This is a genomic window from Capnocytophaga catalasegens, assembly GCF_026005215.1.
GTDB classification, from domain to species: domain Bacteria; phylum Bacteroidota; class Bacteroidia; order Flavobacteriales; family Flavobacteriaceae; genus Capnocytophaga; species Capnocytophaga catalasegens.
Genome location: NZ_BPMA01000021.1, coordinates 48801 through 70032 on the forward strand (window position 1 = coordinate 48801; position 21232 = coordinate 70032).

Genomic DNA, 21232 nt, shown 5'->3' on the forward strand with positions numbered 1-21232 from the left:
CCTGTTCTCCCCATTTTTTAATCCATTGAAAAACCGTTCCATAGCTGATTTGCAATACTCTACCAATAGCACGAAAACCCATACCTTCCAAATAAAGTTGTAAGGCAAGGCGTTTTTGTTCATCGGTTTTTTCGGTGCAACGCCTCTCTACACTAAAGTGATAATTACAATTTTTACGCTTATAGCGTTGTTTTCCAGCATTGGTTTTGCCATCTTTGGTAGATTGACTAGATTTACACTTAGGACAAGTCATTCTTTTTCGGATGCAAATATAATAAACAATATTTAATTAACAATGCCCATATTTTAAAATTTTACTATTTCTTGGTAAGAGCCTAATTTAACAATCAAAGTGGTATAATTTTATAATCCATTCAACAAAAAATTACTATCACCTTGTGATTGTTATTTTTTCACTTCAATACTGACACTAAATTAAATATTTATAGAACTATTTTTTTTATAATCTTTTTTATCTATAATTTTTTTTATCTATAATTTTTTATAGTGTTCATCAATATCAGAAGTCAATGTTTTAAGAAATGTAACCACATCTTGAACTTCCTTTTCGGTAAGTTCTTTATTAAGCTGTGTCTTTGCCATAATTTGTACAACTTCTGCTAAATCACTAACTGAACCATCATGAAAGTAAGGTGCTGTTTTTTCAACATTTCTTAAAGCTGGTACTTTGAAGAAATATTTATCTGATTCTTTGTTGGTAATGTCAAAAAGTCCATTGTCTATTTTTTCACTTTTTGTATACTCCCAATAATTACCAAAAAGCCCAAATTTTTGAAACATTTGTCCCCCAAGAGTTACTCCCGAATGACAAGTAATACAAGCATTATCAATGAAAGCTTTCAATCCATCTTTTTCTTGTTGATTTAAGGCATTTTCATTTCCATCCAAATAATCATCAAAACGTGATGCAGGATTTAATTTCCTTTCAAAAGCTCCAATAGCATTCGCTATATTTTTAAAAGTTATTGGTTCTTTTTGGTCAGGATAAACTTCTTTAAAAAGAATTTGATAATCAGCAACTTGCCTTAAACGTTTTTCCAAAAATTCTGCATTTGGTATATTGTGTTCCACAGGATTCAAAATAGGACCTTCGGCTTGTTCTTCTACATCTTTAGCTCGCCCGTCCCAAAATTGCATTGCGTGAAGACTTGAATGGAAAACTGTTGGTGAATTTCGCCCTCCTAACTCCTTCGTATCGCCTGGTGATAACGACAAATTATCCACACCAAAAGTTTCCAAATTGTGGCACGAATTACAACTGATGTTCCCTTCCTTTGACAATCGAGTATCAAAATACAATTTTTTACCCAAAGCTACTTTTTGCTCTGAAATTTCTTCTGTTGGAAGTGCTGAAACAGATTTGAAAAATGTCTCAGCCTTTGTTCTCAATTCCGATTTTTCTTCTGTACCAACAACTTGTTCATCAGGTTGTGATGTATTTTTTTTGGTAATGTTATTACACGCCACAAGCAATAATCCCGAAATAATTAATAAACTTCTTTTCATTATGTAATTTTATTTAGTTTGGGCAAAGATAGTGAAAAAGAAAATATTTAAATATGACATATGTCATATTTTTATTTTTTTATAAAATCATACCTCTAACAACAATCAATTTTATAACTTTATCATCTATCTCCAACTCTCTATCCTATAACTAAAATAGAGAGTTTTTTTATTTTAATCTTTAATTTATTAAAATATTTCTTACTTTTGTACCCAAAATTATTAAAAACAATGCTAACAGTATCAAATCTATCTGTTCAATTCGGAAAACGAGTTTTGTTTGACGAAGTGAATGTTACGTTTTCACAAGGAAATTGTTATGGAATTATCGGAGCAAATGGTGCAGGGAAATCTACTTTTTTAAAAATCCTCTCAGGAAAAAAAGAACCTACAAGCGGAAATGTTATTTTAGAACCTGGCAAGCGAATGTCTGTCTTAGAACAAGACCACTATGCTTATGACGAATTTTCCGTACTTGATACGGTAATTATGGGAAACAAAATCCTTTCGGATGTTAAAAAGGAAATGGACGAATTGTATGCAAATTATACAGACGAAAATGCTGAACGCATCGGAGAACTACAAATGCAGTTTGACGAGATGAACGGATGGAATGCTGAAAGTGATGCCGCTACCCTACTCTCTAACTTAGGTATTTCAGAAGATATGCACTATACGTTAATGTCGGAAATGGACGGAAAACTTAAAGTTCGAGTGCTTTTGGCACAAGCTCTTTTTGGAAACCCTGATGTACTTATAATGGACGAGCCTACCAATGACTTGGATTTTGAAACGATTGCTTGGCTTGAAAATTTCTTAGCAAATTATAACAATACGGTCATTGTTGTTTCTCACGACCGCCACTTTTTAGATGCTGTATGTACACATATTTCTGATATTGATTTTGGGAAAATCAATCATTATTCAGGGAACTATACCTTTTGGTACGAAAGTAGCCAATTAGCTGCTCGTCAGCGCGCTCAACAAAACAAAAAAGCCGAAGAAAAAGCCAAAGAATTACAAGAATTTATTGCTCGATTTAGTGCCAATGTAGCTAAGTCAAAACAAGCAACTTCTCGTAAGAAAATGCTTGAAAAACTTAATATTGACGAAATTAAACCTTCTTCTCGTCGCTATCCAGCTATTATTTTTGAAAAAGAACGTGAAGCAGGTGATCAAATTTTGCATGTTGAGAATCTTTCTGCTTCCATTGATGGACAAATTCTTTTCAAAAATATTGACATCAATCTGGCAAAAGATGATAAAGTAGCTCTTATTTCAAAAGATTCGCGCGCAACTACTGCTTTTTACGAAATATTGAACGCAAATCAACAGCCCGATAGTGGTAACTTTCAATGGGGTGTAACTACTTCACAATCGTATTTACCGGTTGATAATTCCAATTTCTTCAATGTAGATTTGTCGTTGGTCGATTGGCTTCGTCAGTGGGCAAAAACCGAAGAAGAGCGCGAAGAAGTATTCGTTCGTGGCTTTCTAGGAAAAATGCTTTTCAGTGGTGAAGAGGCGTTAAAAAATGCTCAAGTACTTTCAGGAGGTGAAAAAGTTCGTTGTATGCTTAGCCGTATGATGATGCTTCGTGCCAATGTACTAATGCTTAACGAACCTACAAACCACTTAGATTTAGAAAGTATTACGGCTTTCAACAATTCACTCAAAAATTTCAAAGGAAATGTAATTTTCACTACGCACGACCACGAGTTTGCTCAAACAGTTGCTACACGAATTATTGAGCTTACTCCCAATGGTATTATTGATCGTTATATGACTTTTGACGAATATATGGACGATAAAAATATTCAAGAACTACGTAAGAAAATGTATACTAATTAGATAATTAGAATTCTATTCGGTCAAAATATTAAAATCTGTACATAATGATACAGATTTTTTATTTTCAGATATTTTAAAATATTTTTTTTAGAGATTATAAATAGCTCAATTTAATTTTGTATTTTTGCCTGCAAAATTAAAATAATATAGATATATGAATATTTTAGTTTGTATCAATCAAGTACCCGATACAACTTCCAAAATAAACTTAACTGCTGATACATCTGTCTTTGACCCCACAGGAGTTGTCTTTATCGTAAATCCGAGTGACGAATCGGCTCTAACTCGCGCCATACAGTTAAAAGAAAAAATAGGGGCTAGCATTACAATCATTCATGTAGGAAAAGCAGATAGCGAACCTACTATGCGTAAAGCATTTGCTACTGGTGCAGATAAAATGATACGTATTGATGTCGAACCTACTGATGGTTTTGTTGTTGCCAATGAAATTGCACAAATTCTAAAAAAAGAATCCTTTGACCTTATTCTCTGTGGAAAAGAATCTCTTGATTATCACGGAGGTATGGTGGGTGGTTTATTAGCAACGCTAGCAAATATACACTTTGTAGATGATGTAACTTCAATAGAAATTGAAAATAATCAAGCACGCGTAGAACGTGAAACTGATGGAGGAAAATCAATCCTAAGTGTGCCACTTCCTCTACTGGTTGCTGTTCAAAAGGAACTAATTGCTGATAATGAACTTCGCATTCCGAATATTCGCAATATTATGGCAGCTCGACAAGCTCCAATTGAAGTAGTAAGCGCTATCAATGAATCTGCACAGATACAAACGCTACATCTAGAAAAACCTACTCCAAAAGATGCTATCAAAATGATTGATGCCAATAATCTTGATGAACTCATTGATGAGCTACATAATGTTAAAAAATTATTCTAATTCAAAAGATATCCAATATTATCTTTTGTAAAAAAATTAACATAAAATGATATTAGTATATACCGAATTTGAAAACGGAACGTTCAAAAAAAGTGCTTTGGAACTAATTTCCTATGCCAAAGCACTTACCAAAGATACCAAACAGGTAGTTGCTCTTACCATTAACGCTACTGGGAATTCCATATTAAGCCAATACGGAGCAAATAAAATTATTTCTGTTAATAATCCTAAACTGAACGAATTTACAGCACAAGCATATGCTGCTACAATGTTACAAGTTGCCGAAAAAGAAAACGCAGACACTATTGTGTTAAGCACTTCACCTAATGCTCGATACATTGCTCCTATTTTAGCAATACGTTGGGGCGGAGCTTATTTGTCTAATGTTACTTCATTACCTATTGAAAAATGCTTTAAAAAGACGTTATTTGCAAGTAAAGCTATCGGAAATATTACAACTTCTTGTTCAAAAAAAGTAATTTCTCTATCAGGCAATGCTTTTGGAGTACACGAAAATCCTGTTCCTCCACAAATCATTGATTTTGAACCTGAACTTCCTGAGGATTTATTTGCAATAAAAACACTTGAAAATCACAAAAATAAAGGAAAAATATCCATAACAGAAGCCTCTATCGTTGTATCAGGAGGTCGAGGACTAAAAGCTGCTGAAAATTGGTATATCATTGAAGAACTTGCCGATGTATTAGGTGCTGCAACTGCCTGTACAAAACCTGTTTCTGATATGGGTTGGCGTCCACATAGTGAACACGTAGGACAAACTGGAAAACCTGTCGCTTGCGACTTGTATATTGCTATTGGTATATCGGGTGCTATACAACACTTGGCAGGAGTTCATAATTCCAAAGTAAAAGTCGTTATCAATTCTGACCCCGAAGCACCTTTTTTTAAAGCAGCAGATTATGGTATTGTGGGAGATGCTTTTGATGTTGTTCCGAAATTGATAGAAAAAATCAAACTATTAAATTAACTAATTATTTATTGCCATAATAAATTAGATTTTTAGTTAGAGCAAGGATAATTCCTTGCTTTTTTCGTTTATCTTCAATTAAACCTATCTAAATTTTAACTTGCTCAATAATAAAATAAAAAAACGAATACATATAACAAAATGAAATACTTTTGAAATGAAAAATATTACCTCTGAAATATAACGAAATATCTTTGAGGTAAAAAATATTATCTAAAAGGTCTAACAAAATATCTTTGAAATAAAAAATATCATCTAAAAGGTCTAACAAAATATCTTTGAGATAAAAAATATCATCTAAAAGATCTAACAAAATACCTTTGAGATAAAAAATATCATCTAAAAGATCTAACAAAATACCTTTGAGATAAAAAATATTACTTAAAAGAGTAAACCGAACATCAAAAATGTATAACAGAATATCTAAAAGATGCAACGAAACATTAAAAAGACTATTCGAAAAGTATTGCAGATATTTTGAAAGATTGAAAAGATAAAACTGAATCTGTTTAAGATATTTTGGAATATTAAAAAGTAAAAAATAAAATTTGTCTAAATTTTTTTGTAAAGCAAAAGTTTAAGCGTTTTTATTCTCGCTTATTACTTCAATTTTTGTCCTGCCCAATTGGTTGCCAACGTTGTGAAAAGAACTATGCTTATAGAACTTATTGGCATCAGAATTGCAGCCACAACAGGAGATAATTTTCCCATAATAGCCAAGGTAATACCAATAATATTATAACACAACGAAAGCGCAAAACTAAATTTGATAATAATGAGTGATTTCTTACTAAGTATCAAAAATAAATCCATTTTATTCAGTACATTAGCATCCATTATTCCATCACAAGCTGGAGAAAACACATTGATATTTTCCGATACCGAAATACCTACATTACTCTGTTTGAGAGCACCAGCATCGTTCAATCCATCACCAATCATAAGCACTTTTTGGTTACTCTCTTGTAAAGAAACAATGTGTTGAAGTTTATCATCAGGTTTTTGGTTAAAAAACAACTGTGTTTTAGATGGAAGTGTTCTTGACAGATATGATTGCTCACTTTGGTTATCTCCTGACAGAATAGAAAGTTGATAATTAGGGGCAAGTCGTTCAAAAAGTTGTTTTATGCCTTTTCGATATGAATTTTGAATAATGTATTTACCTTTGTAATTGCCATTTATCGCAATATATACGGCTGTTTCGAATGTATTTTGTGGAGTTTGTATTCCTACAAAATTGGCAGAGCCAACCTTAATCGTATTTTCATCAAAAGTTGCTATTATCCCTTTGCCACTAATTTCTTCAAAATGAGAAAGGGATAAAAATGTTTCTTCTTCAATCGTTTGATAAAGCTGCCGACTTAGCGGATGATTAGAGTTACGAAGTGTGTTTTTAAGAAGTTGTATTTCTTTATGACTTAAAGTCGTTCCTTCGTAACTAATTTTATTTTTGTTAGAAGCTGTTATGGTTCCTGTTTTATCAAAAAGAATTGATTGAATTTGAGCCATTTGCTCAATAATATTGGTATTTTTTAGGTATAACTTGTTTTTTCCGAAAATTCGCAACATATTTCCCAAAGTGAAGGGAGCTGACATTGCCAAAGCACACGGACAGGCAATAATAAGAATGGCTGTAAAAACATTGAAAGCCTGTTTTACATCAATAAAATACCAGAAAATCAAAGCTATAAACGAAATAATTAAAATACTGATAGTAAAGTATTTACTAATTTTATCTGTAAGTGTTTTTACTCCTTCAAACTTATCTTTCTGGAAGATTTCGTTGCTCCAAAGTTGTGTTAAGTAACTTTGTGAAACATTTTTTATTGCTTCAATTTCAATAGCCGTTCCTTTTTGTTTTCCTCCCGCAAAGAGTTTATCTCCACTTACTTTTTCCACAGCATCAGATTCGCCTGTTACAAAGCTATAGTCAATATGAGCTTTACCTTTTAGCAAAATAGCATCAACAGGGATAAGTTCTTCATTACGAATAAGCAAGCGATCTTTTTCTTGAATATCATATACTTGTATGCTTTCTTCGCTGCCATCGGGGTGTAATTTAGTAATCCCAATGGGGAAATAACTTTTATAATCTCGTTCAAAAGATAAAAAATTATACGTTTTCTGTTGAAAAAATTTGCCAATTAACAAGAAAAAAACAAGACCATTCATACTATCCCAGAAACCTTGTCCTGAGTCGGTTACTATATCATAAACACTACGTAAAAACATAGCCAAAATACCTAAAGCCAAAGGAATATCAATATTTAAAATCTTGGAACGTATCCCTTTATATGCCGAAACAAAATAATCTGATGCCGAATACAAAAGTACAGGCAATGATAAGAAAAAAGATAACCAACGGAAAAAATATTTGTATTGATTGAGCCAAAACTCATCATTCTCAAAATATTCAGGAAAAGAAAAAAGCATTACGTTACCAAAGGCAAATCCGGCTACGCCCAATTTGTATATCAAGGTTTTATCTTGCTTTTTGATTTCTTTTTTCTGATAATCGTCAAGACTAATATATGGAGCATATCCTATATGTGAAAGTAATAAGACCAATTCTTTGAGTGAGAGTTTGTCCGATTGATAGGTAATACGAACACTTTTCTCGGGAAAATTAACAATCGAATGAATAACGTTTTTATTGAGTTTTTGCAAATTTTCCAACACCCAAATACACGAGCTACAATGTATATGCGGAATGTATAACGATACAATTTGTCGATTAGCATCATCAAACTCTAACAACTTGGTTACTATTTTATAATTATCCAAAAAAGCATATTTTTCGGAAGAATTTTCAGGGCGACTTCCCGGAGATTTTTCTAAAATATAGTAGCTCTCCAAGTTATTTTCAGACAAAATTTCATACACCATTTTACAACCTAAGCAACAAAAATGCTTGTCATCAATCGTAATAGCAGATGCGTTTTTGTCACATTCATTTCCGCAATGGAAACAAGTTTGCAAATTATTACTTTCCATAGTTTACAAATATCCTAACTATTTTAATGCAAAAATATGATAAATATCATAAATATTATATATATTTGCCTCATATTTACAATAAAAATGACAGAAAAACTAATCAATATCGAATGCAAAGATTGTAGTGCATACGAAAAAGGTATATTAAAGTCTCTTGAAATGAATAAGTTACAAGAGTTAGTATCGTGTAAAAATTCGTATTCCATAAAGAAGGGAACTATTATTTTTGAAGAAGGAGATATGCTCACAGGAGTATATTGTATAAAAGAAGGTGTTTGCAAATTGACCAAACTTAGCCTCAACGGAAAAAATCAAATTGTCCGTTTTGTTAAAAAAGGAGATATACTCGGTCAATATAATATCGTTGGGAAACAGGCAGCTAATCTCACAGCAACAGCACTCAAAGATATGAAAATTTGCTTTATTCCCAAAGAACAAATACTAACTTCATTTGCTGAAAATCCAAATTTTTCAACAGAAATCATAAGAGAAATGAGTGCTAAACTGCAAAAAGCTGATAATATTATCGTTGATTTGGCTCAAAAAAATGTAAAACAACGCCTTGCCGATACACTCTTATTTCTAAAAGAAACCTTTGGAGAAGATACACAAGGTTACATTGATATTCAGCTTTCTCGTGAGGAAATAGCCAATATTGTTGGTACAGCTACCGAATCGCTAATACGTATGCTCTCTGAGTTTTCCAAAAACAAATACATAGAAACCCACTGTAAATATATCAAAATTCTTGATCAAGCCAAGCTAAAACGTGTTTCTGTTGGTTAAAATTTTAAGGATTTTTCTTGATCCATTCGCGGAATGAATAAAAATTTTGTGGAGAAACACTATGCCCTACGGGAAATTCTTCATAAGTAAAATCAATATTCAAATTTTGTAAAAAAGGTACAGATTCTCTCGCCCATTCAATTGGAATTACTTGGTCAGAAGCTCCATGTGAGAGGTATATTTTCAGTTGTGAAAAATCATTTTGAGAGAAATTACTATCTAACATTGAAGATTCTATATAGCCACTAAGTCCAACTACTCGATGTACTTTATCAGGAAAAGAAAGAGCAATAGAAAGACTTAAAATACAGCCTTGACTAAACCCCAACAACGTTACATTATCTCTATCTAAGTCATAAGAATTACAAATTTGGTCAATGAATGTAAGTATCTGTCCTTGCGAGGTTTTGGCTTGAACAATATCACACCAACGTTCCGAATACAAATCAATAGCGTACCAAGCATATCCAAAATCTGACAGCGGATAAGGGGCTTGTACCGAAACAATAACATATTGCTCGGGAAGTTCTTCGGCAAACGAAAACAAATCTTCTTTATTGCTTCCATATCCGTGAATCATTACTATCACAGGCGATTTACCTTCCTGAGGAACTATTTTAGCAGGGCGTAGTAAATAATCTAATGAAAAAACTTGCATTATATTTTAATTTAATAAAAATTTATCTTTAACAATAATACCTAACACTTTTCCTTTGAGTTTTTCTCCTACAAAAGCACTATTTTTGGAAGTTGAGAAGATATCTTTTTTCTCAAAAATATGAGTTTCATCAACAGAAAATAAGGTCATATTGGCTATTTCATCAATATTGATAGAGTGACAAGGTAGCGAAAAACGTTTTTTAGCATTGGTTAGTAGTTCAATTACTTTTTCTATCGAAGCGTATTGAGTAAGGATACCAAAAGTAGTTTCAAGCCCGATAGTTCCGTATGCAGCCAAGTCAAATTCTACTTGTTTTTCCTCAATATCCATCGGACAATGGTCTGATGTTGCAAAATCAATAATTCCATCGCGTAGTGCTTTTCGCAGTGCTTCAACGTGTGCAATATCTCGCAGAGGTGGTAGCGTTTTATAATTTGTATCAAATCCTTCCAAAACATCATCTGTCAGATGCAGATTATAAATAGCTACACTACACGTTACGTCCAACCCTTTTGCTTTTGCCTGTGCAATAAGCTCTACTGATTTCATTGATGAAATGGTGGGAATATGTAATTTACCTCCTGTATATTCCAAAATGGCTAAATCTCGTGCAATAATCAGTTCTTCTGCCAAAGAAGGAATACCTTTTAATCCTAACTTAGTTGAAATAACATGTTCATTAACAACACCTTTGCCAGCAATATTTTTATCATTCGCAAACGAAATGACTATTCCTCCAAAATTTTGCGTATATTGAAGTGCTATTTTGAGCAAATTGGCATTAGAAATCGTCTTTTTATAATCTCCAAAAGCAACAGCTCCTGCTGTTGCCATATCGTATAGTTCAGCCAAGTGTTCTCCTTGACTTTGTAAAGTTAAAGCTCCTATCGGAAATAGCTCACTTACAGCATTTTGTGTATTATTTTTTAAAAAAGTAATTGCTGATTTGGTATCAGAAATAGGATGTGAATTGGGGTTTAACATAATTTGCGTAAAACCACTATGAGCCGCTACGTTCATTCCATTTTCAAGTGTTTCTCGTTCTTCGTGCCCTGGTTCACCAAAAGAAACGCTACTATCTGCCCAACCTTGCGAAACATATACATTTTCTATAACATTATCTGTTTCGACAGATAACGCAGGTTGTATCTGCCTTATAATTCCGTTTTCTATCAAAATATCTTGTTTTGACAAGTGAAAAGGACTTGCTTTATCAATAATAGTTGCAGATTTCAGTAGTAGTTTCATACAATAAAATTTGTTATCAATGAATTCAGCTACAAAGTTAAAAAGAAATACTCAAAACAAAAACTATAAAAAGTAAAAAAATTCTTAAAACTTAAAATAAGACACGAAAAAACTAAGGAGAAGAATTTTTCCCCTTAGATTCTGTCATTTAAAAGTAAAAAATAGTCTGAAAAACTACTATTTATTAGGTGTTTCGTTGTTTGTAGGCGTAGAAGGCAACACAGGCGTGGTTGTTTCTTGTTTGTGTCCTTCAAGAACGCGAGAGTTAGAAATATCTCCTTTGTTTTGTTTTAGTACAATATTTGATAGCAAAATACATACAATTAGTAGTGTGCCTAGTGTCCAAGTGCTTTTGTCAAGAAAATCACCTGTTTTCTTAACTCCACCTACTACTTGTGCATTACCACCGAACGAAGAAGAAAGTCCTCCTCCTTTGGGTTGTTGTACCATTACCACAAGTATCAATAAGAATGATACTAAAAGAATTACTCCTAAAAGAATGTTGAATGTAACCATAAATTATAAACTATTTTGTTGTAATTTTTTAATTGCTTTTATTTGGTCTGCAAAGAAACGACTTTTTTCTGGAATTTTCAAAATTAAAATTTGATAAGCATGAATAGCCTCCGAATATTTACCTTGTTCCAGATATACTTTTGCCAAAGTTTCAGTCATTAGTTGTTGTTCATTGGGTTGTACTTCATCAGCTAAATCAATGGTTGAGCGATAATTTCGTTTAGCTTCTATCTTTGGATTTTTTTCTAAAAATTTATCAATTAAATCGAATTTTTTAGCACGTTTATCATCTTTGTCAAAGATATTTTTTTCAGCAGAAGCGTCTTCTTGTAGCTCTTCATTTTGTCGTTTTATAGGTTGATAACGTGTTATTTCAAGCCATTGCGCAAATGAATATTTATCATTTTTTTTGAAATCCAGAGGTTTGCCCATATCTAACGACTCTTCAATTTCTCGTGTTTTGTCTGAGGTAGGGACAAATTTACCCACAATCGTATCAATAACAGCCTGTCTTTCTTCAGGAGGAATCCAAGTAGTTTTTTCTTCCGTTTTAGAAGGAGTTTTCTCAATTGTAGGCGTTACAACTTCGGGCTGCCGAGGTTCAAAAACATCTTCGCCAACGTATTGAGTAAAATCAGCTGGAATGGCTTCATCGTAGTAAGTTTTAGGCATTTCAACACGTTTTTCAGCTTTGAAAAGTGGTGTTTTTGCCTCTTTAAATGACTTTGATGTAATAAAATCAAAAAGCATTGTTCTGTCTCCTACAAGTGAAGCTGTTATTTTAAGAGCTTTATTATACCGATAGCTATTTTGAGTATATAAAACTCGCAGATGTACAGCTCTTGCCGACTGAAAATACGGATGCTCGTGTATGATATTTTCCAATTCATATACTTGTGAGAGCGTAATACTATCTGGATTGCTCACTATATTTGAAAACTCTTGTGTAGTCATTACCAATTAGCCAATGAAGCGTTAAAAATATCTTGGGAAATTCGTTCAAAAATATCTTCTAAAGCTGCCATTTTAACTGAATTAAGTTGCGCTTCGGCAGGATAGTCGTAATAATGAGAAAAACGTTTTTCAAAATCTTTTTCTGGGTCTGTATTATTTGTAAAACGTACGTTAATACTTACCGTAAGTCGGTTTTGAGCTGCGGTCTGTGAAGAAGTTGCACTCATTGGCGAAACAGAAAAATCAACGATTTCACCTTCATAAATAAGGTCTCCACCTCTATCAGTCAATGATAAATTAGTCTGATTATTTATCAAATCTTGTAAATACGTTGTGAAATCTCTATCCATTCCGGGTTCAACAATAGGAGCTCGATTTTGAAAGAAATTCACTTGAAAAGTTTTTGCATTACCGGTACTTCCCCCTGTAAAATTGTAGTATTTACATGAAAAAAATAAAAAAAATATCCCTAAAAACAATAAGATTTTTCTCAAAATAAAAAGTTTTTCAAAACTTGGGCAAAATTACAATATTAGATTTAAAAAAAATATTTTTTGAGCATTTATTTTAAAAAAATAAAAAAAACAAAAATCTACTAGAAAAACCTAGTAGATTTTATGAATTTAAGATTTATGATAAAACAATTCTTATACAATTATAAATGAATTACCTCATCGTAAGCAGCTGCCACAGCCTCCATAACTGCTTCACTCATAGTAGGATGTGGATGAACGGCCTTGAGTACTTCGTGTCCCGTGGTTTCAAGTTTGCGAGCAACAACTGCTTCGGCAATCATATCTGTTACACCAGCACCTATCATATGACAACCAAGCCACTCTCCGTATTTGGCATCAAAAATAACTTTAACAAATCCGTCTGCATTACCGCCTGCTTTGGCCTTGCCTGATGCTGAGAATGGAAACTTACCTACTTTTATATCATAACCTTTTTCACGAGCTTGTTTTTCGGTAAGTCCAACCGAAGCGATTTCGGGAGTACAATAGGTACAACCAGGTATATTTCCGTAGTCAATCGGTTCTACATGCATACCTTTTATTTTCTCTACACAGAGAATACCTTCGGCAGAAGCCACGTGAGCCAAAGCCTGTCCTGGAACTACATCACCGATGGCGTAATAACCCGGAACGTTGGTTTGATAAAATTCATTAACCAAAATTTTATCTCTTTCTGTCCTAATTCCTACGGCTTCAAGACCAATATTTTCAATATTTGTCTTAATACCTACGGCAGAAAGAAGTATATCAGCTTCTAATACGACTTCTCCTTTGGCTGTTTTTACAAAGGCTTTCACACCTTCGCCCGAAGTATCTACTTTGGTAACTTCTGCCGATGTCATAATATTGATACCCAGCTTTTTAAAACTTCTTTCTAATTGTTTTGAAACCTCTTCATCTTCCACAGGTACGATATTGGGCATAAACTCAACAACGGTAACTTCGGTTCCCATTGAATTGTAAAAATAGGCAAATTCTATTCCGATAGCACCACTTCCTACCACAATCATTTTTTTAGGTTGTTTGGGTAGGGTCATCGCCTGTCTATATCCAATAATTTTTTTTCCATCTTGAGGCATTGCAGGAAGTTCTCGACTGCGAGCTCCTGTTGCAATGATAATATGGTCTGCACTATACTCAGTAACTTTACCTTCTTTGTCTTTTACATCAATTTTTTTATCCGATTTGAGCGTTCCGTATCCTTCGATAACATCAATTTTATTCTTTTTCATCAAGAATTGAACTCCTTTGCTCATTCCTTCGGCAACACTGCGACTACGCTTGATAACAGCTTCAAAATCTTTATCAAATTCTTTTACTGAAAGTCCATAATCCGAAGCATGTTTCAGATATTCAAATACTTGCGCACTTTTCAAAAGTGCTTTGGTAGGGATACAGCCCCAATTTAGACACACTCCGCCCAAATTTTCTTTTTCAACAATAGCTGTTTTAAAACCTAATTGAGAAGCACGAATAGCTGTAACATATCCACCAGGACCACTTCCTAATACTATAATATCGTATTTATTCATCGTTATAATTATTTTGTTTGTAAAAATCGGCACGAAGGTACGATTATTTTTCTCGAAAAAAAAACATTTTTGATTCTTTTGTAAAATTTGATATTTAAGTTACTGAATTATAGATAGATGTATATTTGTATCGTTTTTAATTTTATCTAAATGAAATCTAAAAGTAAATTTTTAACAATTTTAAAAATACTCAGAATATTTGAAAAGATGTAAGACTTGTGTTTTAACAATAATATTAAAATTTTATGAAAATAGTATATATTATATTGCTATTATGTACAAGTTTTGCATATACGCAGGAAAATAAACGATGGAACTCTAATCTGGATTTAGATATTCTTTTCCCAAGCAAAGAAAAAACTACTTATTCTTATCATAATGGAGATATTTCACAAATTGCTTTTGAAAATAAAAGCGAAATAAAACTAAAAGAAAAGGTATCTTTTGGCTTTACCTATTCTTTTCAGTATCGTTTTTGGGGAGGGCTTAGCGTAGGTGCTGTTACAGGGTTAAATCATTTACCTTTGCCACAAGCCTCTCTTACAACGGTAAAACTTGGCGGACAGCTTCGCTATACTTTTGTAGAAGAATACAAAGCAGGGCTATACTTGCAGTTGGTCAGCTTTCTCCCTTTACGGAGTAATATCGAAGCAGACTTTGGGGAGGTTCGCTTGGGAGTTACAATTCCTATTTCGCAAGGAGAAGATTATAATTTTACCTTAGGCCTCTTTACTTCATATATTTCATATAGATTAAATAGACCTTTATTTTATGATGAAGTTCCCGATATATTAGAATATCGAGGTATTGGAGTTAATTTAGGTATACATTTTTAGTTAATTTAATTTGTAAAAAGTCATTTGAGTAACTCAAATGGCTTTTTTTGTCAAATCTTCGTTTTCCTTCCAAATAAATTTGTATTTTTGTCGGCACATTTTAAATAATTTTTTTTGAGATATTTTGTAGAATTTGCTTATAACGGAAAGGCATATTGTGGGTGGCAATCACAACCCAATTCGGTGAGTGTACAACAGATAATGGAACATTCGCTTAGTGTGTTGCTTTCTTGTCCTATTGCTCTTACAGGTGCAGGACGTACCGATAGCGGTGTGCATTCCAGACAAATGTTTGCTCACTTTGATTACGAGGGTATTATTCAGCATAATTTTGTTCATCGAGTAAATACTTTTTTGCCTCACGATATTGTAATATATGGCTTTTACCAAGTTGAAAATGAAGCCCATGCCCGTTTTGATGCACTTAAACGTACCTACCAATACTATATCGTACAGCATAGAAATCCTTTTTTAACAGATTTTGCCTATCATTTTCAGTGGAGTTTAGATATTGATTCGATGAACAAGGCTTGCGAAATTTTAAAAACCTATACTGATTTTCAGTGTTTTTCCAAATCAAAAACAGACATAAAAACCTATTTGTGTAAAATAGAAAAAGCTTTTTGGGAACGAAATAATGAAAATATTTTGATATTTGAAATAACCGCAGATCGATTTTTGCGCAATATGGTGCGAGCCATTGTAGGTACAATGCTCAATATTGGGCAAGGAAAACTTACATTGGAGGGTTTTAAGCAAGTTATTGAAAGTAAAAATAGAGGGAAAGCAGGGTTTTCCGTACCTGCACACGGATTATATCTAACTCAAGTTGTATATCCTGAGAGGCTTTTCAAACCAGTAAAATGATTTTTCTATTTAAAAATTAAAAGATTTTTTATTTATTAAAGATTAAAAAAATTTCTGATGCATAAAACAAAAAATTAAGAACAAAACATAGGAAATGTCAGAAAAAACCAAATACACACATACAATCAAGCAATTATTCGAGTTTGTAAAACCTTACAGAAACTTATTCGTTTTTGTAGCCTTAATTTCCATACTATTATCTGGATTGGGAGTATTACGAACCTATTTTTTCAAAGTAATCATAGATGATTTTATAGTTCCGAAAGACTATCAAGGAATGGTAGAAATAATCTGGATTATGTTAGGATTGCTTTTTGCCGAAGTCATCTCTCAAGTATCGTTTATGTATTATACCAGTTGGCTTGGTCAATATATAATTCGCGATATTCGAAATAAACTTTTTGGTTATATGATTCGCTTTAAAATGAAATACTATGACCAATCATCAGTGGGTATATTAGTTACCCGCGCTGTGAATGATATAGAGCGTATAGCCGAAATATTTTCGTCAGGATTATTTGAAATATTCAGCGAAATACTGAAAATGCTTGTGGTAATGGGAGTTATGATTTATTTCGATTGGAGATTAGCACTAATAGTTTTTGCTACGCTTCCCATTATTTTATATGCAACAAATTGGTTTCAAAAATCAATGAAAGTTGCCTTTACCGAAGTTCGCAAGCAAGTAGCCGAACTTAATTCCTTTGTACAAGAACGTCTTTCGGGTATGAAAATTATTCAACTCTTTACAAGAGAAAATTATGAATATCAAAAATTTGAAAAAATAAACAAAAAACACGAAAAAGCTTGGTTGGCTAACATTTGGTACAACTCCATTTTCTTCCCTATATCCGACTTAGTAACTTCTGTGGCTATGGGGTTGATTGTTTGGTATGGTGGGCTTCAAGCGGTAAATAATACGGGTATACAACTAGGTACAATCCTGATGTTTATACAGCTCATACAAAGGCTTTTTCAACCGCTTCGACATATTGCCGACAAATTTAATACATTACAAATGGGAGTAATTGCTGCTCAACGAGTATTTGCAATCATTGAAACACATCGACAATATACAGAAATAGAAGGAAATAATGAACTCTCTGAAGTACAAGGAAATATTCGTTTTGAAAATGTCAGATTTGGGTATAAAGAGAATGAAGAAATTTTACACGGAATTAACTTTTCAGTAGAAAAAGGGCAAACAGTAGCCATTGTAGGTGCTACTGGAGCAGGCAAATCAACTATTATCAATTTAATAAATCGATTTTATGACCTAAATGGTGGAACTATTCTAATTGATAATCAAGATATTAGAGATTTTACATTGATTTCTCTTCGCAAGCATATAGCTATTGTTCTACAAGATGTATTTTTATTTGCAGATACAATTTTGAACAATATAACTCTACGTAATCCTTCTATTAGTAAAGAAGAAGTTATACAAGCAGCCAAAGAAATAGGAATACATAAGTTTATCAAAAAACTTCCACAAGGATACGAATATAATGTAAAAGAACGTGGAGCAACACTATCTGCAGGGCAAAGACAACTAATCGCTTTCCTTCGAGCATATGTACATAAACCTGAAATTCTAATTCTTGATGAAGCTACCTCTTCAGTAGATTCTCATTCTGAAAAACTTATTAAAAAAGCAACCGAACGTATTACAAAAGGAAGAACCTCTATCATTATAGCACACCGATTAGCAACCATACAGCAAGCTGATAAAATTATTGTTTTGGATAAAGGTAATATTGTCGAAGAAGGTACTCACGATAAGTTACTGACCATTCCTAATGGATATTATCGCAACTTACAACAAGTCGCTACAAATCTTTATGAAGACAAAATATAATAAATATATCTATCAAAAAATTAAATAGCTAAATTTTAAATGCGTTCAAGTTGTGCCATATAGAATCCATCGTATCCACTTTGGCTTGCCAAGATATTATCTTCTTTAACAAATTTAAAATTCTGACCTACAAATGAAGAAAGAAAAGTATCAATTTGGTTTCTATTTTCAGATGGTAAAATAGAACACGTTGCATACACAAGTTTTCCTCCAATTTTTACCATTTTAGAATAATTTTGTAGAATTTCTTGCTGTGTTCTACGTATTTCAGTCAAGAATTCAGGTTTTAGTTTCCATTTAGCATCAGGATTTCGGCGAAGCACCCCCAAACCACTACACGGAACATCAATAAGCACTCTATCAAATGTTCCGTTAAGACGTTTTATATGTTTGCTGTCTATTAGCTTTGTTTCAATATTAAAAGCCCCATTTCTACGAGCCCTTCTTTTAAGTTCGTTCAATTTGTTTTGGTAAATATCCATTGCTATAATTTGCCCTTTATTTTCCATCAACGAAGCCAAATGAAGAGTCTTCCCTCCTGCCCCAGCACAACAATCAGCTATGCGCATTCCTGCACACACTTCCAAAAAAGGAGCTACTTTCTGTGAAGAAGCATCTTGTACTTCAAAAAGACCTTCTTTGAAAGCAGGTGTTAGAAAAATATTGGAACGTGTTTTAAGTTGCAACGCATCAGGGTATTCTGTAAGAGTCTCTGTTTCAACCCCTTGTGACAATAATATCGTTTGCAATTCTTCACGAGAAATTTTCAATCTGTTGGTTCGAAGCACAACAGAAGCCATACTATTAAGTTCTTTAATTTCTTTCTCCCATACAGATTCTGTAAGTTCTTCAATTGCCAAATTATCTAACCAATCTGGTATTGATTCTCTATATTTTCGTATTTTAGAAAGTTCATCAAATCTGCCTTTGATGCGCCTTGTTGGAGTATCAGAGAAATACCATTCAGGTAACAAAATGCCTCGAAGTACTGCCCATACAGCAAATACTCTACGCATTGTAGTAGTTGTGTAAGGAAATTTCACTTCTGCTATTTCTGTATATAATCGTTTCCAACGTACTATATCATAGATAGTTTCCGCTATGAATGCTCTATCTTTGCTTCCCCATCTTTTATCTTTTTTCAGAAGTTTTTCAACAACTTTATCCGCATACTGATTTTCGTTAAAAATAAACAATAATCCTTCAATAACGGCATCTACCAAGTTTTTATGCAATTTCATTTTTAAAAAAATTATTTGCAAAGATACTATAAAAATGATTTCCATCGGATTTATTTTTAGTATAATTTCAAAACTGAATCGAATATTTTTAGTATCTTTGTCGCGATAATCAATAAAAACATTTTCCAATGAAAAAAATTATATTAGTAACATTATTATTGGCTATTTCTGCTTGCAAAACCAACCCTTTTACTGGTAAAAGCACGCTAAATTTTACTCCAAATAGTACACTTTTTCCGACATCTTTTGCTCAATACAATCAATTTTTAAAAGAACATAAAGTTATCAAAGGAACTGCTGAGGCTGAGATGATTAAACGAGTAGGACAACGCATTGCTAAAGCAGCCGAGCTTTGGCTCGACCGTAACGGATACAAAGGTTATTTAAATGATTATCGCTGGGAATATAACTTGGTCGATAGCAAAGAAATCAATGCTTGGTGTATGCCCGGTGGGAAAATCGTTTTCTACACTGGTATCTTACCTATTACTAAAAACGAAAGAGGAATAGCCGTAGTTATGGGACATGAAGTGGCGCACGCTTTGGCCGACCATGGCGCACAACGTATGAGCGCCTCTACTTTGCAACAAATAGGAGCTGTGGCTGGAAATCTTCTTTTAAATGAAAAATATAGAAATACATTCAATACTGCATATGGCATTGGTACTCAGGTAGGTGTTATGTTGCCATTTAGTAGAAGCCATGAAACAGAAGCTGATGCTATTGGGTTACAAATTATGGCCATTGCAGGATACGACCCCGACGAAGGTGCAAAACTTTGGGAACGAATGAGTCAAGCCTCTGGTGGAGGAAGCTCCAACGCTTTATTAAGTACGCATCCTTCCAACGAATCACGTATTGCTCACCTAAAACAATTAGCTCCAAAAGTACGTGAAGAAGCTAAAAAATATGGAATTACTCGTTTTGAATAATTTTTATAAAATTTTTTATTTCTTAGAGATGTGAAAAAATCACATCTCTTTTTTCTAATTTTACCAAAATGAAAAACAGAATCACACAATTATTTGATATCCAATATCCTATTATACAAGGAGGAATGATTTGGGCTAGTGGGTGGCGCTTAGTTTCGGCTGTTAGCAATTCAGGAGGATTAGGCTTGTTAGGTTCTGGTTCTATGTCTTCAGAAATACTTCGTGAGCATATCAGAAAATGTAAATTACATACCAATAAACCTTTCGGAGTGAATGTTCCTATTATGTATGAAAATAGTGCTAATACAATACAAGTTATCTTAGAAGAGAAAGTTCCTATTGTATTTACATCGGCGGGGAATCCTAAAACTTGGACTTCAACCTTGCAAAAAGAAGGTATAAAAGTTGCGCATGTAGTTAGCAGTGCTAAATTTGCCTTAAAAGCTCAAGAAGCAGGAGTTGACGCCATTGTAGCAGAAGGTTTTGAGGCTGGCGGACATAATGGTCGTGAAGAAACAACCACGCTTGCACTTATCCCATCTGTAAGAGAACAAATAAACATACCACTTATTGCCGCTGGCGGAATTGCTACTGGTCAAGCTATATTCGCTGTAATGGCACTTGGAGCTGAAGGTGTACAAATAGGCAGTCGATTTGTTGCAACTCATCAGTGTGAGATGCATGAAAACTTCAAACGGGAAGTGGTTCGGGCAAAAGAGGGAGATACAATTCTGACATTGAAAGAATTATCACCTGTAAGAATGCTAAAAAATAAGTTTTTTGACCAAATAACTAATTTATATCAATTGGGAAAGGCAACACCCGAATCATTAAAGGAACTTATTGGTAAGGGAAGAACCAAAAAAGGTATGTTCGAAGGAGATTTAGATGAAGGTATATTAGAAATAGGACAAGTTGCCAGTATTATTAACGATATAAAATCGGTTGAGGAAGTTTTCCAAGAATTACTAATTGATTTTAAAAAGATTCAAAAACAAATGAGCCAATTTCAAATTGATTAA

Annotated in this window: 19 protein-coding genes; 9 read left to right on the top strand and 10 right to left on the bottom strand. The window is 33.2% G+C overall.

All coding sequences use genetic code 11. The annotated features are described in order from the left end of the window. Together OO775_RS07025 and OO775_RS07030 are read right to left on the bottom strand one after the other, a co-directional pair. The coding region (locus OO775_RS07025; protein ID WP_264846373.1) for a helix-turn-helix domain-containing protein at positions 1-253 on the bottom strand (253 nt) is incomplete at its 3' end. 239 nt (positions 254-492) lie between these two features. Then, on the bottom strand, positions 493-1527 hold the full coding sequence (locus OO775_RS07030) for a cytochrome-c peroxidase (protein ID WP_264846374.1): 1035 nt from the start codon (positions 1525-1527) through the stop codon (positions 493-495). 231 nt (positions 1528-1758) lie between these two features. Here OO775_RS07030 and OO775_RS07035 point away from each other — a divergent pair, with 231 nt between their 5' ends. The 3 genes from OO775_RS07035 (at position 1759) to OO775_RS07045 (ending at position 5267) form a co-directional block, all read left to right on the top strand. Further along, entirely contained in the window at positions 1759-3378 is a 1620-nt protein-coding gene (locus OO775_RS07035; protein ID WP_264846375.1) for an ABC-F family ATP-binding cassette domain-containing protein, read from the top strand. 154 nt (positions 3379-3532) lie between these two features. After that, positions 3533-4279, top strand: coding sequence for an electron transfer flavoprotein subunit beta/FixA family protein (locus tag OO775_RS07040; RefSeq protein ID WP_264846376.1), 747 nt, complete (start codon positions 3533-3535; stop codon positions 4277-4279). Positions 4280-4325: 46 nt separating this feature from the next. Beyond that, complete coding sequence (locus OO775_RS07045) at positions 4326-5267, top strand: electron transfer flavoprotein subunit alpha/FixB family protein (RefSeq protein ID WP_264846377.1); 942 nt, start codon at positions 4326-4328, stop codon at positions 5265-5267. 600 nt (positions 5268-5867) lie between these two features. On the opposite strand, the gene OO775_RS07050 is transcribed toward OO775_RS07045, so the two are convergent. Further along, positions 5868-8261 carry a heavy metal translocating P-type ATPase gene (locus OO775_RS07050; protein ID WP_264846378.1) on the bottom strand — a complete coding sequence of 798 codons (2394 nt, stop codon included), beginning with the start codon at positions 8259-8261 and terminating at the stop codon, positions 5868-5870. Positions 8262-8348: 87 nt separating this feature from the next. Here OO775_RS07050 and OO775_RS07055 point away from each other — a divergent pair, with 87 nt between their 5' ends. Continuing rightward, positions 8349-9050, top strand: coding sequence for a Crp/Fnr family transcriptional regulator (locus tag OO775_RS07055; protein ID WP_264846379.1), 702 nt, complete (start codon positions 8349-8351; stop codon positions 9048-9050). A gap of 4 nt (positions 9051-9054) precedes the next feature. Here OO775_RS07055 and OO775_RS07060 read toward each other — a convergent pair whose 3' ends face one another. The 6 genes from OO775_RS07060 to lpdA form a co-directional block, all read right to left on the bottom strand. Further along, positions 9055-9708 carry an alpha/beta hydrolase gene (locus OO775_RS07060; RefSeq protein WP_264846380.1) on the bottom strand — a complete coding sequence of 218 codons (654 nt, stop codon included), beginning with the start codon at positions 9706-9708 and terminating at the stop codon, positions 9055-9057. A gap of 6 nt (positions 9709-9714) precedes the next feature. Continuing rightward, positions 9715-10959, bottom strand: a complete 1245-nt coding sequence (locus OO775_RS07065) for a dihydroorotase (protein WP_264846381.1) — start codon at positions 10957-10959, stop codon at positions 9715-9717. Between the two features lie 177 nt (positions 10960-11136). Then, on the bottom strand, positions 11137-11475 hold the full coding sequence (secG, locus tag OO775_RS07070; RefSeq protein WP_264846382.1) for a preprotein translocase subunit SecG: 339 nt from the start codon (positions 11473-11475) through the stop codon (positions 11137-11139). A gap of 3 nt (positions 11476-11478) precedes the next feature. Then, positions 11479-12429, bottom strand: coding sequence for a DUF8458 domain-containing protein (locus OO775_RS07075; RefSeq protein ID WP_264846383.1), 951 nt, complete (start codon positions 12427-12429; stop codon positions 11479-11481). Beyond that, entirely contained in the window at positions 12429-12923 is a 495-nt protein-coding gene (locus OO775_RS07080) for an LptE family protein (protein ID WP_264846384.1), read from the bottom strand. The genes OO775_RS07075 and OO775_RS07080 overlap by 1 nt, the downstream gene beginning before the upstream one ends. A 161-nt stretch (positions 12924-13084) precedes the next feature. Further along, positions 13085-14476, bottom strand: coding sequence for a dihydrolipoyl dehydrogenase (gene lpdA / locus OO775_RS07085; RefSeq protein ID WP_264846385.1), 1392 nt, complete (start codon positions 14474-14476; stop codon positions 13085-13087). 245 nt (positions 14477-14721) lie between these two features. Between lpdA and OO775_RS07090 the strand changes: the two genes are divergently transcribed. The 3 genes from OO775_RS07090 to OO775_RS07100 all read left to right on the top strand — a co-directional run bounded on the left by OO775_RS07090 (position 14722) and on the right by OO775_RS07100 (position 18037). Next, complete coding sequence (locus tag OO775_RS07090) at positions 14722-15312, top strand: hypothetical protein (protein ID WP_264846386.1); 591 nt, start codon at positions 14722-14724, stop codon at positions 15310-15312. A gap of 114 nt (positions 15313-15426) precedes the next feature. Next, positions 15427-16179, top strand: a complete 753-nt coding sequence (truA, locus tag OO775_RS07095) for a tRNA pseudouridine(38-40) synthase TruA (RefSeq protein ID WP_264846387.1) — start codon at positions 15427-15429, stop codon at positions 16177-16179. A gap of 94 nt (positions 16180-16273) precedes the next feature. Then, positions 16274-18037, top strand: a complete 1764-nt coding sequence (locus OO775_RS07100) for an ABC transporter ATP-binding protein (RefSeq protein WP_264846388.1) — start codon at positions 16274-16276, stop codon at positions 18035-18037. A gap of 35 nt (positions 18038-18072) precedes the next feature. On the opposite strand, the gene OO775_RS07105 is transcribed toward OO775_RS07100, so the two are convergent. Next, positions 18073-19278 carry an RsmB/NOP family class I SAM-dependent RNA methyltransferase gene (locus OO775_RS07105; RefSeq protein WP_264846389.1) on the bottom strand — a complete coding sequence of 402 codons (1206 nt, stop codon included), beginning with the start codon at positions 19276-19278 and terminating at the stop codon, positions 18073-18075. A gap of 128 nt (positions 19279-19406) precedes the next feature. On the opposite strand from OO775_RS07105, the gene OO775_RS07110 reads away from it, so the two are divergent. Both OO775_RS07110 and OO775_RS07115 read left to right on the top strand, forming a co-directional pair. Further along, positions 19407-20210 (top strand): M48 family metallopeptidase, encoded by an 804-nt coding sequence (locus tag OO775_RS07110; RefSeq protein ID WP_264846390.1) that lies wholly within the window; start codon positions 19407-19409, stop codon positions 20208-20210. A 38-nt stretch (positions 20211-20248) separates the two neighbouring features. Next, a complete protein-coding gene (locus OO775_RS07115) occupies positions 20249-21232 on the top strand; it encodes an NAD(P)H-dependent flavin oxidoreductase (RefSeq protein WP_264846512.1) in 984 nt (327 codons plus the stop codon).

What these genes read in the sequence shown, in the direction of transcription:
- OO775_RS07030 (WP_264846374.1), bottom strand. Translation starts at nt 1,527, where the DNA reads ATGAAAAGAAGTTTATTAATTATTTCGGGATTATTGCTTGTGGCGTGT.
- OO775_RS07035 (WP_264846375.1), top strand. Translation starts at nt 1,759, where the DNA reads ATGCTAACAGTATCAAATCTATCTGTTCAATTCGGAAAACGAGTTTTG.
- OO775_RS07040 (WP_264846376.1), top strand. Translation starts at nt 3,533, where the DNA reads ATGAATATTTTAGTTTGTATCAATCAAGTACCCGATACAACTTCCAAA.
- OO775_RS07045 (WP_264846377.1), top strand. Translation starts at nt 4,326, where the DNA reads ATGATATTAGTATATACCGAATTTGAAAACGGAACGTTCAAAAAAAGT.
- OO775_RS07050 (WP_264846378.1), bottom strand. Translation starts at nt 8,261, where the DNA reads ATGGAAAGTAATAATTTGCAAACTTGTTTCCATTGCGGAAATGAATGT.
- OO775_RS07055 (WP_264846379.1), top strand. Translation starts at nt 8,349, where the DNA reads ATGACAGAAAAACTAATCAATATCGAATGCAAAGATTGTAGTGCATAC.
- OO775_RS07060 (WP_264846380.1), bottom strand. Translation starts at nt 9,708, where the DNA reads ATGCAAGTTTTTTCATTAGATTATTTACTACGCCCTGCTAAAATAGTT.
- OO775_RS07065 (WP_264846381.1), bottom strand. Translation starts at nt 10,959, where the DNA reads ATGAAACTACTACTGAAATCTGCAACTATTATTGATAAAGCAAGTCCT.
- secG (WP_264846382.1), bottom strand. Translation starts at nt 11,475, where the DNA reads ATGGTTACATTCAACATTCTTTTAGGAGTAATTCTTTTAGTATCATTC.
- OO775_RS07075 (WP_264846383.1), bottom strand. Translation starts at nt 12,429, where the DNA reads ATGACTACACAAGAGTTTTCAAATATAGTGAGCAATCCAGATAGTATT.
- lpdA (WP_264846385.1), bottom strand. Translation starts at nt 14,476, where the DNA reads ATGAATAAATACGATATTATAGTATTAGGAAGTGGTCCTGGTGGATAT.
- OO775_RS07090 (WP_264846386.1), top strand. Translation starts at nt 14,722, where the DNA reads ATGAAAATAGTATATATTATATTGCTATTATGTACAAGTTTTGCATAT.
- OO775_RS07100 (WP_264846388.1), top strand. Translation starts at nt 16,274, where the DNA reads ATGTCAGAAAAAACCAAATACACACATACAATCAAGCAATTATTCGAG.
- OO775_RS07105 (WP_264846389.1), bottom strand. Translation starts at nt 19,278, where the DNA reads ATGAAATTGCATAAAAACTTGGTAGATGCCGTTATTGAAGGATTATTG.
- OO775_RS07110 (WP_264846390.1), top strand. Translation starts at nt 19,407, where the DNA reads ATGAAAAAAATTATATTAGTAACATTATTATTGGCTATTTCTGCTTGC.